Source organism: Nonomuraea sp. WAC 01424 (assembly GCF_003947315.1).
Classification (GTDB): domain Bacteria; phylum Actinomycetota; class Actinomycetes; order Streptosporangiales; family Streptosporangiaceae; genus Nonomuraea; species Nonomuraea spiralis.
Genome location: NZ_QHHZ01000008.1, coordinates 351,913 through 367,706 on the forward strand (window position 1 = coordinate 351,913; position 15,794 = coordinate 367,706).

The window sequence follows — 15,794 nt, forward strand, 5'->3', positions numbered from 1 at the left end:
CGATCAACTCCCGCGGACCTCCACGACCAGCCCGGCTGGGGTCATCTTCTGCGGGCGTCGAAGATGAGGTCCCACGCGCGGGATTTGGCGTGCGCGACCGCCCCCAGCAGCACGCCGCTGTCGCCGAGCAGGCTGGCCACCACCTTCGGGCGCAGCGGGCCGAGCTCGGCGATACGGCGCTCGACCGAGGCGCCCAGCAGGTCGAGGTTGCGCCCGACTCCCCCGCTCAGCACGATCACCTCCGGATCCAGCACCGCCGCCACGGCCACCAGCAGGCCGCCGATGCGGCGTCCCTCGGCCTCCACCACCGATCGGGCCGTCTCGTTCCCGTCGGCGGCGGCGGCGAAGACCTCCCTGGCCGTCTCCAGCTCCAGGCCCGCCGCGCGGGCGGCGCGCACGACGCCGGGCGCGGCCGTCGCGGCCTCGGTGGCGCCGTGCGCGAAGGAGTCGGCGTCGTGGGCGACCGGGTCGGCGCCGGGCGGCTGCTCGGTGGCCGGGACGTAGGAGACCTCGCCGGCCGCGCCCCGCGCGCCGACGTACAGCTCGCCGTTGATCACGATGCCCATGCCGACGCCGGTGCCGATGGAGACCAGGGCGAAGTTGGCCGTTCCGCGACCGGCCCCGTGGGCGTGCTCGCCGACGGCGGCCAGGTTGATGTCGTTCTCGATGACGAGGTCGACGCCGAGTGCCGTGCGCAGCCGGTCGGCCAGGCCGGGCGGGCCGGGCAGGTTGGGGGCGAAGTCGAGGCCGCCGCGTACGGGGTCGTACACGCCGGGCGAGCCCACGACCGCGCAGGTGATCGAGCGCCACTCGACCTCCGCCTCGGCGGCCGCCGCCCTGGCCAGCTCGCCGACCAGGTCGGCCAGCTCCGTCGAGGTCCTGGCCGTGTTGCGGCCGTCGGTACGGCCGGCGAACGCGCCGCGCAGATCGGCCACGGCGACCCTGATCCAGTCGCGGCCGATGTCGATCCCGGCGACGTGGGTCGAGGCGGCGTTCATGTCGTAGAGCGAGGAGACCGGGCCGGGCCGTCCGGACACCTCCCCGACCAGGTGGACCAGGCCGTCCTCCTCCAGCCCGGCCAGGGCGGCCGAGACCGTCGGCTTGGACAGGCCGGTGCTCTTGGCCAGGTCGGCGCGCGAGGCGGGACCGTGCTCGTGGAGCTGGTCGAGCAGGCGGCGCTCGTTGAGCACCCGCAGCAGCCGTGGATTGGCCAGGTCGCGTCGCATGTCCGGCCTCCCTCCGAGGTGCACTCTAGCCAACTCGCCTGATAGTAAACTACCTTTCTTACCAAGCGGGGGCGGGCATCTTCTGAGAGGACGAAGTGCGATGCACCGAGCTTGGCGACTCATCCCCTCGGCGGCGGTCCTGCTGGCCGCCGCCTGCGGAACCGGCACCACCGGCACGACCACCACGACCACCACTCAGGCCACCGCGGCGCGGCAGGGCGGGACGATCGCCCTGTTCCTCCCCGAATCGAAAACCACCCGGTACGAAGCCTTCGACCGCCCCCTGTTCGAGGCCAAGGTCAAGGCGCTGTGCCCCGGCTGCAAGGTCATCTACGGCAACGCCGAACAGGACGCGGCCAAGCAGCAACAACAGGTCGAAGCGGCCCTCACCCAGGACGCCGACGTACTCGTCCTCGACGCCGTGGACGCCAACGCGGTCGCGCCCCTGGTCAACCAGGCCAGGCAGAAGAAGGTCCCCGTGGTCGCCTACGACCGGCTGATCTCGGGCATCGACTACGCCTACTACGTCTCGTTCAACAACGTACGGGTGGGCGAGATGCAGGGTCAGGCGCTGCTCGACGCCCTGAATGCCAAGGGCACCACGGACAAGGGCCAGATCGTGATGATCCACGGCTCGCCCACCGACCCCAGCTCGGCCGACTACAAGAAGGGCGCCAAGAGCGTCCTGGACGGCAAGGTCAAGGTCGGCAGGGAGTTCGACACCCCCGACTGGAGCCCCGACAAGGCGCAGCAGCAGATGGAGCAGGCGATCACCGCCATCGGCCGGGACAACATCGTGGGCGTGTTGTCGGCCAATGACGGCATGGCAGGCGGCGCCATCGCGGCCATGAAACGCGCGGGCTACAAGGAGCTGCCGCCCATCACCGGCCAGGACGCCGAGCTGGCCGCCGTGCAGCGCATCCTCACGGGCGAGCAGTACATGACCATCTACCTGGACATCAGGAGAGAGGCGGAGAAGGCCGCCGAGCTGGCCGTCGCCCTGGCCAAGGGCGAGCAGCCCGCCGCCACCTCCAAGGTGAACAACGGCACCGCCGACATCCCGGCCTTCCTCCTCGACCCCATCGCGGTCACCGCCGACAAGATCAAGGACACCATCGTGAAGGACGGTTTCTACCAGGCCGACCAGATCTGTACGGCCGAGGTCAAGGCCGCCTGCACGAAGGCGGGCATCGAGTAGATGATCGCGGCGACGGGGATCTCCAAACGGTACGGAGCGGTCCGGGCCCTCGACGGCGTGGGGCTCGACCTGCGTCCCGGCGAGGTCGTGGCGCTCATGGGCGACAACGGCGCGGGCAAGTCGACGCTGGTCAAGACCATCTCCGGCGCACTCGTACCGGACGAGGGCCAGATCACGGTGGACGGCGCGCCGGTGCGCGTCGCCACCCCGCACGACGCGCAGGCGCTCGGCATCTCGACCGTCTACCAGGATCTCGCGCTCTGCGAGAACCTCGACGTCGTGGCCAACCTGTTCCTCGGCGCCGAACGCCGCCGCTGGTCGGTGCTGCGCCACCTGAGCATGGAACGCGCGACCCGCGACCTGCTGGCCCAGCTCGACGTACGCATCGGCGACATCAGGGTGCCGGTGTCGATGTTGTCGGGCGGCCAGCGGCAGTCCGTGGCCATCGCGCGGGCGCTGCTCGGCGAGCCGCGGCTGGTCATCCTGGATGAGCCGACCGCCGCGCTCGGCGTGGAGCAGACCGCGCAGGTGCTCGCGCTGATCCGGCGGCTGCGCGAGCGCGGCCTCGCGGTGCTGGTCATCTCACACAACCTCGCCGACGTGCGCGAGGTGAGCGACCGGGTGGTGGTGCTGCGCCTCGGGCGCAACGCCGGTGAGTTCCGTACGGCCGACGCCTCCCGCGAGGAGATCGTGGCCGCGATCACAGGAGCGGGCGAATGACGGCGATGCCCATCGTGCTGACGGGACGGCTGCGGCAGGGCGAGGTCGGCGCCTGGCCGGTGGTCGGCGGCCTGGTGGCGATCACGATCGTGTTCAGCACGCTCAACGACCGGTTCCTGTCGCCCGAGAACCTCACCAACCTCGCCCTCCAGATGGCCGCCACCGGCACGATCGCGCTCGGCGTCATCATGGTGCTGCTGCTCGGCGAGATCGACCTGTCGGCGGGCTCGGTCAGCGGCCTGTGCGCCACGGTCATGACGATCGCCCACGTCAAACAGGGCTGGAACGCCCTGCTCGCGATCCTGCTGGCGCTGGCGGCGGGCGCGGCGATCGGCCTGCTGCACGGGCTCATGCTGACCAAGCTGCGGATGCCGTCGTTCGTGGTCACGCTGGCCGGGCTGATGGGCTGGCTCGGGCTGCTGCTCTACCTGCTGCGCCAGGGCGGGACGATCAACCTGCCGTTCAACGGGTTCATCTCCGGGCTGAGCGACACGTGGCTGCCGGGCCGGCTGTCCTGGGCCCTGGTGCTCGCGCTGGCCGGCGCGTACGCCGCTATCTCCGTACTGGCCAGGAGGGCGCGGCTGGCCGCCGGGCTGCCCGTGGCCCCGGCGTGGCAGGCCCCCGTCCTGTCGGGTGGGCTGGCGGTCGTGCTGGGCGCGGCGGTGGCGGTCATGTCGGCCGACCGGGGCGTGCCGCTGCTGCTGGTGCTCTTCGGCGCGCTGGTGGTGCTGCTCGACCTGATGTTGCGGCACACGACCTTCGGCCGGCACCTGTACGCCGTCGGCGGCAACGCCGAGGCCGCCCGGCGCGCGGGCATCAACGTGACCAGGATCAGGATCCTCGCGTTCGTGCTGGCCTCCACGCTGGCGGCGGCCGGCGGCGTGCTGGCGGCCAGTCGGCTGTCGGCGGTCAACCAGGGGTCGGGCGGGAGCGACATCCTGCTCATGGCCATCGCGACGGCGGTCATCGGCGGCACCTCCCTGTTCGGCGGCCGGGGACGCGCCTACGCCGCGCTGCTCGGCGTACTGGTCATCCAGTCGATCACCAACGGCATGTTCCTGCTGAGCGTGGACTCCTCGGTCCGGTTCATGGTGACGGCGGCCGTGCTGGCCCTGGCGGTGGCGATCGACTCGCTGGCCCGCAGGGGCGCCGCGCGGTGAGCCGGGTCCTCGGCATCGACGTCGGCGGCACCAAGGTCGCGATCGGGGTGTCGGGCTCCGACGGGCCCGTGGTCGCCGGCCGGGCCCGGCTGGAGACCGGGCCGGACACGCTCGTCCGCGCGCTGGCCGCCGCCCGCTCCCTGGACGGGCGGCCGGCCGCCGTCGGCTTCTCGACCTGCGGGGTGATCAGGGACGGCGTGGTGCGGCTGGCCCCGAACGTCCCCGGCTGGGAGGGGCTGGAGCTGCCCCGGCTGCTGCGGGAGGAGTTCGGCGCCACGCCGGTGGCCATCGACAACGACGTGAACGCGGCGGCGGCGGCCGAGCTGCGCTGGGGCGCGCTGCGCGGCGTCTCCACGGGCGTCTATCTCAACCTCGGCACCGGTCTGGCCGCGGCCCTGGTGGTCGGCGGCCGGGTGGTGCCCGGCGCGCACGGCGCGGCGGGCGAGATCGGCTACCTCCAGGTCACGCCTGGCCAGGCGGCCTTCGCCGACGGGCGGGTGCCGCTGGAGGAGCTGGTCTCCGGCGCGGGGCTGGCGGCCAGGGGCGGCGCGCTGCTCGGCCGCGCCACCACGGCGGAGGAGGTACTGGCCGCGCGTACCGGGCCGCTGGCGGGGCTGGTGGAGGAGACGCTGCGGGTGCTGACCATGACGGTGGCGAACCTGTGCGTCACGCTCGACCCCGAGCGGCTGGTCGTGGGCGGCGGCATGATGGGCGCGGCCGGGCTGATCGTGCCCAGGCTGGCCGATGAGGTGCGGCGCGCCGTGCCGTTCCCGCCGGACATCCGGCCCGGCCGGTTCACGGACGACGCGCCGCTGCTCGGCGCGCTGGCCCTGGCCCACGCCGCGGCGCGGGCCTGAGCGGCGCTACCGGGCCGAGTTCTGGGGGGCGCCGCCGTTGTCCCTGCGGTCCAGGGCGGTCTGCAGGGCCTCGGCGGCCTCGTTCTCCTGCTCCTCGGTACGGTTCCAGGCGTACATCTCGTACATGTCACTCATCTCGTTTCGCGGGCGCGTATCCAGCAAGGGGGCGTCGGACCCCGGTCGCGAATCCGACCGGGCCTGCTCTCGTGGGTCCGGGTCACGGACCGGACGAGGGGAAGGGACTGATCGGCCGACAGACGCCACTCACCGCGGCGGGTCGTCGGCCTGCCCTAACAGGCCCCGCCGCGGCAGGTAATGAGTACGAGAACCTGGCGCATTTCCGTCAACAGTACCTGGCAGTGGTTTCACTGTCTCGTTGGATGTCCTAGCATCTCGGATGCTGAGACAAGAAAAGGCCGCCACCCGGAACGGTCCAGGTGACGGCCTACCCCGGGATCCGGGGCCCGAACTTCCCGGGTCAGTCCTCCAGGTCGACCGAGCGGCCGCTCTCGGCGCCGATCTCGGCGCCGATCTGGTCGATCACGGCGGCCGGGATGGCCGAGTCGACGGTCAGCGCGATCAGCGCCTTGCCGCCCTTGACGTCACGGGCCACCTGCATCGAGGCGATGTTCACGCCGGCCTCGCCGAGCAGCCGGCCGACCACGCCCACGATGCCGGGACGGTCGGTGTAGGTGAAGAACGACAGGTGGGCCGTCGGCTCGATCTCCATCTCGTAGCCGTTGACCTCGACGATCTTCGTGATCTGCCGGGGGCCGGACAGCGTGCCGGAGACCGAGACGTGCCGGCCGTCGGCGAGCACGCCGCGCAGGGTCACCACGTTGCGCCAGTCGGGGCTCTCGGAGCTGGTCACCAGCTCCACGTTGATGCCCCGCTCCTTGGCCAGCAGCGGCGCGTTGACGTACGTGACCTGCTCCTCGATCACGTCGGCGAACACGCCCTTGAGCGCGGCCAGCTCGATCACCCGTACGTCCTGGGAGGCGATCTCGCCGCGCACCTCGACGTCGAGCTTGGTGGCGACCTCGCCCGCGAGGGCGGTGAAGACCCGGCCCAGCTTCTCGGCCAGCGGCAGGCCCGGCTTGACGTCCTCGGCCACCGCGCCGCCCTGGACGTTGACCGCGTCGGGCACGAACTCGCCCGCCAGCGCCAGCTTCACGCTCCGCGCGACCTGGGTGCCGGCCTTCTCCTGGGCCTCGTGCGTGGAGGCGCCGAGGTGCGGCGTGGCGACGACCTGGTCCAGCTCGAACAGGGGGCTGTCGGTGCACGGCTCCTTGGCGAACACGTCGAGGCCGGCGCCCGCGACCCGGCCCTCCTTGATCGCCGAGTAGAGCGCGGCCTCGTCCACGATGCCGCCGCGGGCCACGTTGACGATGCGCACGGACGGCTTGACCTCGTGCAGCTCCTTGTCGCCGATGAGCCCCAGGGTCTCCTTCGACTTCGGCAGGTGCACGGTGATGAAGTCGGCCTGCTTGAGCACCTCTTCGAGGCTGAGCAGCTTGACGCCCATCTGCGCGGCGCGGGCCGGCGGCAGGTAGGGGTCGTAAGCGATCAGCTCGACGCCGAACGGCTGCAGCCGCTGGGCCACGAGCTGGCCGATCTTGCCGAGGCCGAGGATGCCGACGACCTTCTCGTCCAGCTCGACGCCGGTGTACTTGGAACGCTTCCACTCGCCGTTCTTCAGCGCGGCGTGGGCCTGGGCCGTGTTGCGGGCGCTGGCCAGGATGAGCGCGATGGTCTGCTCGGCGGCGCTGGTGATGTTGGAGGTCGGCGCGTTGACGACCATGACGCCGGCCTTGGTGGCGGCCTCGACGTCGACGTTGTCGAGACCGACGCCCGCGCGGGCGACCACGCGCAGCTTCGGCGCGGCGGCGATGGCCTCGGCGTCGACCTGCGTGGCGGAGCGCACGATCAGGGCGTCCACGTCGGCGAGGGCGGGCAGAAGCTGGGAACGGTCCGCTCCGTCGGTGTGGCGGACCTCGAAATCGGCGCCGAGCACGGCGAGGCCGGCCTCGGACAGCTCCTCTGCGACCAGAACGACGGGCTTGTTCACAGGCGTGGATCCTTAGGGGCATGCGGCGGGCAGGAGGGACACGTCACTGGGTCCCTCGGGATCCCTCAGAGTCTATCCGCGCTTGTGAACGCGTTCACGAGGGACCCACGATATGAGACAGCCCTCCGCGTACCCGGGTGGCGGGAAACTCATCCACTCTGCTCCCATCTTTGTCTTGATCGGGAGATTTATTCGCCATTAGCCTGATAAGCCGTGGCCGACTACCTATGGTTCGTCATATGAGCATCGGGAATCCTGCGCTTGCCGACGTGCTCGCACAGCATGGCACGCCTCATCGCCTGCTGGCGGCCCTCGCCGACGGTGGAGTCCTGGTGGCAGTGCGACCAGATCGATCGGTCGTCCTTGGGACGACCCAGGCGGGTGACCGGGTTCTGCTCGGGTACACCAGCCCGATGACCTACGCCCGACACCGCGGCAGCCATTCCCTCTCGGTGTGCGACGCCGACACCATCCTGGACATCCAGCGCGTCACGGGCGTGCGGGAGATCGTGATCGACGCCGCGGGCCCCGCCGCCGCGGCCGTCCCCATCGACGATCTCCAGCGTTTCCTGACCAGCACCCGCAACGGGCACACCCCCGTCCTGTCGGGGGCGGTGCCCGCCGCGTACGCGACCGGCGCGATGGCCACCGTCTCGCGGGTGCCCGCGCTGGCACAGGTGGCACCGCCCGCCCCGGAGGCGCCCGCGCTGCCATGGGTCCCCGCGCCCCGGCCCCACCTGTCGGGGCCGATGCAGCAGGTGGACCCGGGCTACCGCCGGTGCACGCACCCGATCCTGCCCGCGCTGCGGCAGGCCATCGCGCAACTGCTGGCGGACTTCCCGCTCGTGCACCACGTGTGGATCTCCGAGGCCGGCACCGCGTCCGGGGCGACCGGGATCATGCTGCACGTGAAGGTGCACATGTCGGCCGGCGAGGTCGCCGTCCGCGACCTGCACCGCCTGGTACGCGCCCGCCTCCCGCAGTTCGCGGCGAGCGGCGCGCCGATCCTCATGGCCAGGGTCGCCGACGCGCGCAGCGAACGCCGGATGATCGAGATCGGCGCGCACGTGGTCTGCGCCAACGTACGGGAGTAGCCACCGTACGGGAGTGACCGCGGCGGGGGCCCGGGAAACTGGGCCCTACCGAACAAGCTCTCGCTCGGCTTGAATAGGTCCATGATCACGACGCCGGTCACGCCCACGGTCTCCAGGGGCGTGCGCCTCGGCTACGGCGTGGGCTCCTTCTGCACGGCCACGGTCAGCGCCGTGCCCGGACTGCTCCTGCTGTACTACATGACCAACTTCCTGGCCGTGCCCCCATGGCTGGCCGGCGTGGTGGTCACCGCGCCCAAGGTCTGGGACCTGATCATCAACCCGCTGGTCGGCCGATGGTCCGACCGGACCGTCTCGCGGATGGGCCCGCGCCGCCCGTGGTTGCTGGCCGGGTCGCTGACGCTGCCCGTCGCGTTCTTCCTCGTCTTCGCCGGGCCGCCGCTGACCGGGGTCCCGGCCGCCCTGTACATCGGCCTGTGCTTCATGGCGACGGCCACGGCGTACGCGCTGTACGAGGTGCCGTACAAGGCCATGCCCGGCGAGATGACCCACGACTACCACGAGCGCACCTCGCTGCTGCAGTGGCGGATGGTCTTCATCGGCGCGGCCACCGCGATCAGCGGCGTGCTGGCCCCGATGATCGCCACCGGCGAGGGCGAGGAGGGCACGCTCGGCAGCTACCGGCTGATGGGCCTGACGATCGCCCTCATCCTGCTGGCCTCGATGCTCGGCTCCTTCTTCGGCACCGCCCGCGCCCCCATGACCGGCGCCCCCGAGGCGGACCACGGCGGGTGGCGCGAGCAGTTCGCGGCGATCAAGGGCAATCGGGCGTTCCTGTGGCTGACCGTGATGGCCTGCCTGCAGATGCTGGCCGTGAGCATGATGCTGGCCGCCGCGCCGTACTTCGCGGCGTACACGATCGGGTCGTCGAAGGCGACGCAGACGCTCTTCGCCGCGCTGGTGGGGCCGATGTTGCTGACCATGCCGCTGTGGGTGTGGCTGGCCCGGCGCTTCGACAAGCGCGGCGCGATGATCCTGGCCGCGCTGCTGTTCGGCGGCGGCACGGCGGCGGCCATGGCCACCCCGCTGTTCGGCCCCCTGTACGCCCACCTGACCATCCTGCTCGTCGGCATCGGGATCGCCGGGGTCGAGCTCATGCTCTTCTCGATGCTGGCCGACGTCGTCGCCGCGGACGCGGCCGAGTCGGGCAAGCGGCGGGCGGGCGTGCTGACCGGGTTGTGGACGGCCATCGAGAGCGGCGTCAGCTCGTTCGGCGCGCTGATCTTCGGGATCATCCTGTCGATCGGCGGGTTCGTCGAGTCCGAGCCGAGCACACCCGTCCAGCAGCCGGACAGCGCCGTGACCGCGGTCCTGATCGGGCAGACCGCGGTCCCGGCGTTGATCATCTTCCTGTCGGTCCTCGTGACCCTCCGGTACCGGCTCAGGCCACCCGGCGGGCCAGCACCAGGCGCGTCCGGGTGAACAGCCCGGCCACCAGAGCCGCGACCAGCGGCAGGCCCAGCACGACGGTGGCCAGGAACAACCAGGGGACGTCGATCGTGCCCGGGCCCTCCAGCAGCCTGTTCACGCCGGAGGCGCCGACACTGGTCAATGGCCAGGTCAGCGCGACACCGGCGACCGAGCCGGCGACGAGGCCGACCACCGCGCCGAGGCCCGCGATGTAGGCGGCCTGGGCGGCCACCACCAGCCTGCGCACCCGGGGCGCCGCGCCGACCGCCGACAGGTTGTTGAGGTCGGGGCGCATGTCGGCCGCCGCCAGCCCGGTGGCCGCGAACGTGCCCCCGAGGACGAGGACCAGCGCCGCGCCGAGCAGCAGCAGGAGGGCGAAGGCGCGCGACTCGCCCTTCCCCTTCTCGACGCCGACGTACAGGTCGCCGTTCACCTCACCCCGCAGGTCGGCCTCCATGCGCTGTTCGTCCTGCGGCAGGGCTCCCGCGTAGAGCATCCGCTCGACCGAGCCGAGCCCGGCCCTGGCCAGCGCCTGCGGCGGGATCAAGGCGCTTGTCTGCTGGGAGTCGGCGCCGCTCGACACCACGGCCGGGATCCGGATCTTCCTCATCTCCTTGAGGGTGTCGGAATCCCGGTCGTTCACGACCAGCTCGATCATGCCGTCGCGCATCACGTCCTGGCTGAAGGCCACGGCCTTGCCCGCCGCCAGCGCGGCGGCCGCCTGCGGGTCCCGGCGCTTCTGGAGGAAGGCGAGCAGGTCGGCGTCGCCGATCGGGGGACGGTAGTAGAACCGTTGCGGGCACTCCTTCGTGCATTGAAGGGTCACCTCCAGCGCCAGCGTCCTGCCCTTGGCGTCCGTCGGCTCCCGTCCGGCGACGACCTCCGTCCCGGGGAACCGGGCTCGGACGGCCTCCTTCAGCCGGGTCCACGTCGGGCCGTCCATGGCGGTCGCGCCGCCGATCACCGTGGTGCCCGCCGGGTACGCCGAGACGTCGGCCTGCTCCTGGTGGGCGTACCCGCTGCTGGTGCCGATGCCGAGCGCGACCGCCCCCATGGTCGCGGCCATGACGGCGGCGGCGGCCGAGGCCGTACGGACGCGGTGGCGCGCGGCGTCGCGCACGGACAGGCGCAGCGGGAGCGGCAGCCGGGCGGCGATCCGCGCGCTCGCCTGGACCAGCCACGGCATCAACGCGACCATGCCGAACACGAACGGCACGAAGGCCGCCGTCATCGACACCACGCCCCTGGTCATGGCGAAGCCGGTCGCGCCCAGCCCGACCAGCAGCAACACGATCCCGGCCACGGGACGCCGGGCGCGCCCCCGGACCTCGGCGGCCCGACCGGCCAGCACCTGCGCGGTGTTCTGCCGGCTCGCCTGCACCGCGGGCACGATCGCCGCGATCAGCCCGCTGACCAGGCCGAGCACCGCCACGCCGAGCACCGGCAGCCACGGCACCTCGGCCGGTCCGTGCGTCCAGTCCAGCTCCCGGGCCGCGATCGACTCGACGAGCAGGCCCGGCCCGATGCCCAGGACCACCCCGAGCAGGGCCGCGGCGCCGCCGAGCACCAGGCCGTCGGCCAGCACGATCATCCGCAGGTGACGCGCCGACCCGCCCTGGGCGGCGATCATCGCCAGCTCCCTGCGCCGCCGCCGCAGGCTCACCGCGAACGCCGGCCCGGCGAGCAGCACGGTCTCCAGGACGACGAGCACGATCGCGACGCCGAGCTGGACCAGGTCGCGGGTGGTCCGCATCGCGCCGGAAGCGTAGCGGTCGTCGCCCGCGTGGGCGTCGACCACGGCGCGGGAGGTGACGCCCAGGCCCACCTTGTTCAGCTCCCGCACCTTCGCCCAGGTGACGGGGCCGGTGGTGTCGGCGAGCCAGCCGCTGCTGTTGCCGTCGTTCTGGTGCTTGAGCAGGCCCTCCGGGAGGGCGACCAGCTCCAGCATGCCGGGCCGGTTGGGGTTCTCGACGACGCCGACCACCTTCACGGTGCGGTCCGGCCGTCGCACGGTGATCGTGTCGCCCACCCGGACGCCCTTGTCGGCCATCTCCGGCGAGATCGCCACCTCGCCCGGCGCGGCGGCGTACCGTCCCTGCGTCAGGGTGCGCATCCCGGCGGTCATGGGGTCGCGCAGATCGACCTCCATGACGTCCGTCCAGTAGTAGCCGTCGGGCAGCCGGGCGTTGACCTGGCTCGACTGGTAGCGCAGCAGACGGCCGGGAAGCAGCGTGTTGATCTCGGCGGTCGTCCACGGCCGCGTCGAACCGGTGCTTTCCGGCTGGCCCGCGGAATCGTCGGTGTAGTCCTGCTCGACCTGCGCGCGGGACGGAAAGGTGATGAGACGGGCGTCGGCCGCCCCCATCCGCGTGACGGCCCGCTCCTGCGGGGTGAGGCTGGTCGTCGCCGCGCCGGTGAGCACTCCCGTGATCACCAGGATGGGCAGCCCGATCATCACCATGATCAGGGCGCTGCGGCCCTTGAAACGCAGCGCGTCCCTGCGGGCGATACGCAGGGCGGCCAGGAACGCGCTCATCGCGAGCTCTCCAGCCGCACCGCCGACGCCTCCGCGATCAGGCCGTCCCGCAGGTAGACCACCCGGTCGGCCCAGGCGGCGTAGCGCGGCTCGTGGGTGACCAGCAACACCGCCGCGCCCTCGTCGCAGCGGTTGCGCAGCAGGTGCAGGATCTCGTCGCCGGTGGCCGTGTCGAGCGCGCCGGTCGGCTCGTCGGCCAGTAACAGCCGCCGCTCGCCGACCAGCGCCCTGGCGATGGCCACGCGCTGGCGCTGGCCGCCGGACAACTCCTCGGGGAATCGGTCGGCGAACTGGTCGACGCCCACGTCGGCGAGAACGGCCAGCGCCTCCTTGCGGGCCTGGCCGGCGCGGACGCCGTCCAGCTCCCTGGGCAGCATGACGTTCTCGGCCGCCGTCAGGGACGGGATCAGGTTGAGGTCCTGGAAGACGTAGCCGACGCTGCCGCGTCTGAGCGCGGCCAGGTCGCGGACCTCGGCCAGGTCGCGGCCCTCGATCCGCACCGTGCCCGACGTGGGCCGGTCGAGGCCGCCGGCCAGGTTGAGCAGGGTCGACTTGCCCGAGCCCGACGGGCCCATGACGGCGACGAGCTCCCCCTGTGCCACCTCCAGGCTCACGCCGCGCAGGGCGTGGGCCTGGCCGTGCTCGCGGGTGACGTCCCGCAGCTCCACCACAGTCATGCGTTCTTCTCCTTGACAACGGCCTCGCAGTGGTCGAGCCAGCGCTGCTCGGCCTCGGCCTTGAAGATCATCGATTCGAGGACGAGCCGCTGGGCGAGGCCGTCCCCCACTGCCCTCTTGGCCCTGGTCAGGTCCTGGAGCGTGCGCATGGTGGCCATGCGCTGGGCCAGGATGACCTCGCCCACGTCCACGTCCGTGGCGGCGACGGCCATCGCGATCTTGATGACGAGTTCGTCCCGAGGCCGGTCGGAGTGGTCGACGGGGGTGCTGAACCATCGCTCCAGCTCCTCCCGACCGGCCTCGGTGATCATGTAGACGGCGCGCCCCTGCTCGTCGGCGCCGCCCGGCGCGACCAGGCCGTCACGTTCCAGGCGGGTGAGCGTCGTGTAGACCTGGCCGATGTTGAGGGGCCAGGTCGCCCCCGTCGACGCCTCGAACTCCACCCGGAGCTGATAGCCGTACCGCGGTTCGCTGCTCAGCAGGGCGAGCAGTCCATGTCTGATCGACATAGATACTGAGTATGCATACTGAGTATGGCGATCGCAACCGATCCGCGTATTCTGGACACGGAACGCCGTTCAGGCCGATACTCGGGAGATGAGCTCCACGCAACCGCCGTTCCGCGCCTCCGACGGGGAACGCGACCGCGCGATCGACGAGCTCAAGCACCGGGCCGTGGAGGGCCGGATCTCCCACGACACCTTCGTCGGCCGGGTCGACCAGGCGTTGCGGGCACGCAGCCAGCACGAGCTCGACGAGCTGGTCGCCGACCTGCCGCGACGGCCCACGTTCAGGCAACGGCTGACGGACGCGGTCTCGTCGGTGTCGGAGTTCACCACCCGGTTGCAGTCGGCCTGGCGGCGTCCGCGGCTGCCCCGGCTGGCGCTGCCGGAGGACGACCGGCTGCGTTACGTCGTGGGCCGGGGGTCGGCCTGCGACCTCGTACTGTCGGACCTGACGGTGTCCCGCGTGCACGCCGAGCTGCGGCGCGAGGGCGACGGCGGCTGGCTGCTCGTCGATCTCGGCTCGCTCAACGGCACCCGGCTCAACGGGTGGCGGCTGGTGGGGCCCGCCCGGGTGAAGTCAGGCGACGAGATCTCCTTCGGTGACTGCGGCTTCCTGCTGACCTCAGGCCAGCCCGCCCTCTGACGCCCCCTCCCCCTGAGCCGACACCGCCCCAGAAATACGGATATTTGCGGATTACACGGCGACTGAGCTGATTCATGCTCACATGCGATCCCCCAGTCCCTTGGAGACCACATGCGGCGCACCTCAGCCTCCCTCCTCGCGGGCACGCTCGTCGCGGCCCTCGCGTGGGCGTCCGGCCCCTCCACCCCCGCGGTCGCCCTCGACCCCTCACCCGGCGTGGCCGACCTGACCCAGGACCTCAACCAGATCCTCGGCGACTCGCGGCTCACGATCGCCAGGGCGGGCGTCGTCGTCAAGAGCGCCGCGAACGGCGAGCAGCTCTACGCCACCGACGCCGGCAAGCTCCTGACCCCGGCGTCCAACACCAAGCTGTTCACCTCGGCCGCGGCGGTGGAGACCCTCGGCCTCGACTACCGTTTCCCGACCACCGTGCTGAACGCCGGCCGCAAGGTCGGCTCGGTGCTCACCGGCGACCTGGTGCTACGCGGCACCGGCGACCCGACCATGCTCGCCGAGGACTACGACGCGCTGGCGGCCAAGGTCGCCGCGGCGGGCGTCAAGGTCGTCACCGGCAAGCTGATCGCCGACGACACCTGGTTCGACGGGCAGCGGCTCGGCACCGACTGGGCGTGGGACGACGAGACCGCCTACTACGCGGCGCCGATCTCCGCGCTGACCGCCTCCCCCGACCGGGACTACGACGCGGGCTCGGTCATCGTCTCGGGCGCGGCCGAGGGCGGCCAGGTCAAGGTCACCACGACCCCGGAGACCGACTACCTGAAGATCGTCAACAAGGCCACCGTGGGCGCCGAGACCGACGTGCTCATCGAACGCCAGCACAGCACGCGGACGGTCGTGATCACCGGTACGGTCGCGGACCCGTACCAGGAGTGGGTGGCGGTGGACGACCCCACCGCGTACGTGTCCTCGTTGTTCCGCAAGGCGCTGGCCGCACACGGCGTACGGGTGCTCGGGCCGACGACCACGGGGGCGGCTCCCGCCGGGGCGAGCGAGCTGGCCAGGCACGACTCGATGCCGCTGGGCGAGCTGCTGGTGCCGTTCCTCAAGCTGAGCAACAACATGCACGCCGAGATCCTCACCAAGGCCATGGGCCGCAAGGCCACCGGGCAGGGCACTTGGTCGGCCGGTCTCAAGGTCGCCACGGACTTCGCCAAGGCGAACGGCGTCCAGGTGATCAACATGCGGGACGGCTCGGGGTTGTCGCGCCGCGACGGCTTCTCGCCCGACTCGATCGTGCGGCTTCTGACCTCCGTACGGACCAAGCCGTGGTTCAGCACCTGGTACGAGGCCCTGCCCATCGCGGGCAACTCCGACCGCTTCACCGGCGGCACGCTGCGCAGCAGGATGCGGAACACGCCCGCCGCGAACAACGTGCACGCCAAGACGGGCTCGCTGACCGGCGTGACCTCGCTGTCGGGCTACGTGACCAGCGCCGAGGGCGAGCCGCTGGTCTTCTCGATCATGCTGAACCAGTACCTGTCGGGCTCGCCGAAGGACATCGAGGACAAGATCGCCATCCGGCTCGCCCAGTTCTCGCGGGCCACGGCGACCGACGTGACCGCCCAGCTCAAGGCCGCCGACCAGGGGACGGCGGGCGACCTGGAGTGCTCGTGGCTGAAGCCGGCCCAGTGCTGACCACCCGCTGACCCACCGCGGCGGC

At 71.8% G+C, this 15,794-nt stretch carries 14 protein-coding genes; 8 read left to right on the forward strand and 6 right to left on the reverse strand.

Translation table 11 applies throughout. The annotated features are described in order from the left end of the window. Positions 1-41: 41 nt before the first annotated feature. Positions 42-1,226, reverse strand: a complete 1,185-nt coding sequence (locus tag DMB42_RS23780; protein WP_221762301.1) for an ROK family transcriptional regulator — start codon at positions 1,224-1,226, stop codon at positions 42-44. A gap of 100 nt (positions 1,227-1,326) precedes the next feature. On the opposite strand from DMB42_RS23780, the gene DMB42_RS23785 reads away from it, so the two are divergent. The 4 genes from DMB42_RS23785 to DMB42_RS23800 are packed head-to-tail and all read left to right on the forward strand — an operon-like array spanning position 1,327 to position 5,161. Beyond that, complete coding sequence (locus DMB42_RS23785) at positions 1,327-2,424, forward strand: sugar ABC transporter substrate-binding protein (protein ID WP_125637185.1); 1,098 nt, start codon at positions 1,327-1,329, stop codon at positions 2,422-2,424. Continuing rightward, on the forward strand, positions 2,425-3,144 hold the full coding sequence (locus DMB42_RS23790) for an ATP-binding cassette domain-containing protein (RefSeq protein WP_125637186.1): 720 nt from the start codon (positions 2,425-2,427) through the stop codon (positions 3,142-3,144). Continuing rightward, positions 3,141-4,304 (forward strand): sugar ABC transporter permease, encoded by a 1,164-nt coding sequence (locus tag DMB42_RS23795; RefSeq protein WP_125637187.1) that lies wholly within the window; start codon positions 3,141-3,143, stop codon positions 4,302-4,304. The genes DMB42_RS23790 and DMB42_RS23795 overlap by 4 nt, the downstream gene beginning before the upstream one ends. Then, complete coding sequence (locus DMB42_RS23800; protein WP_125637188.1) at positions 4,301-5,161, forward strand: ROK family protein; 861 nt, start codon at positions 4,301-4,303, stop codon at positions 5,159-5,161. The genes DMB42_RS23795 and DMB42_RS23800 overlap by 4 nt, the downstream gene beginning before the upstream one ends. Positions 5,162-5,167: 6 nt before the next feature. Here DMB42_RS23800 and DMB42_RS55125 read toward each other — a convergent pair whose 3' ends face one another. Beyond that, positions 5,168-5,296: a hypothetical protein gene (locus tag DMB42_RS55125; RefSeq protein WP_260477891.1), complete on the reverse strand. Its 129-nt coding sequence runs from the start codon at positions 5,294-5,296 to the stop codon at positions 5,168-5,170. Positions 5,297-5,639: 343 nt separating this feature from the next. Then, a complete protein-coding gene (serA, locus tag DMB42_RS23805) occupies positions 5,640-7,229 on the reverse strand; it encodes a phosphoglycerate dehydrogenase (RefSeq protein ID WP_125637189.1) in 1,590 nt (529 codons plus the stop codon). 413 nt (positions 7,230-7,642) lie between these two features. Between serA and DMB42_RS23810 the strand changes: the two genes are divergently transcribed. Next, on the forward strand, positions 7,643-8,323 hold the full coding sequence (locus DMB42_RS23810; protein WP_260477892.1) for a hypothetical protein: 681 nt from the start codon (positions 7,643-7,645) through the stop codon (positions 8,321-8,323). A gap of 81 nt (positions 8,324-8,404) precedes the next feature. Continuing rightward, on the forward strand, positions 8,405-9,763 hold the full coding sequence (locus DMB42_RS23815; protein WP_125637191.1) for an MFS transporter: 1,359 nt from the start codon (positions 8,405-8,407) through the stop codon (positions 9,761-9,763). On the opposite strand, the gene DMB42_RS23820 is transcribed toward DMB42_RS23815, so the two are convergent. Genes DMB42_RS23820 through DMB42_RS23830 form a run of 3 tightly spaced genes read right to left on the reverse strand, consistent with a single transcriptional unit; the run spans position 9,723 to position 13,473 of the window. Beyond that, complete coding sequence (locus DMB42_RS23820) at positions 9,723-12,287, reverse strand: FtsX-like permease family protein (protein ID WP_125637192.1); 2,565 nt, start codon at positions 12,285-12,287, stop codon at positions 9,723-9,725. The two genes, DMB42_RS23815 and DMB42_RS23820, sit on opposite strands and share 41 nt — an antisense overlap. Further along, positions 12,284-12,964: an ABC transporter ATP-binding protein gene (locus tag DMB42_RS23825; RefSeq protein ID WP_125637193.1), complete on the reverse strand. Its 681-nt coding sequence runs from the start codon at positions 12,962-12,964 to the stop codon at positions 12,284-12,286. The genes DMB42_RS23820 and DMB42_RS23825 overlap by 4 nt, the downstream gene beginning before the upstream one ends. After that, positions 12,961-13,473: a PadR family transcriptional regulator gene (locus tag DMB42_RS23830; RefSeq protein WP_125637194.1), complete on the reverse strand. Its 513-nt coding sequence runs from the start codon at positions 13,471-13,473 to the stop codon at positions 12,961-12,963. The genes DMB42_RS23825 and DMB42_RS23830 overlap by 4 nt, the downstream gene beginning before the upstream one ends. Before the next feature lie 88 nt (positions 13,474-13,561). Here DMB42_RS23830 and DMB42_RS23835 point away from each other — a divergent pair, with 88 nt between their 5' ends. Then, complete coding sequence (locus DMB42_RS23835; protein ID WP_125637195.1) at positions 13,562-14,113, forward strand: DUF1707 and FHA domain-containing protein; 552 nt, start codon at positions 13,562-13,564, stop codon at positions 14,111-14,113. Positions 14,114-14,224: 111 nt separating this feature from the next. Next, entirely contained in the window at positions 14,225-15,769 is a 1,545-nt protein-coding gene (gene dacB, locus DMB42_RS23840) for a D-alanyl-D-alanine carboxypeptidase/D-alanyl-D-alanine-endopeptidase (protein WP_125637196.1), read from the forward strand. Positions 15,770-15,794 lie beyond the last annotated feature (25 nt).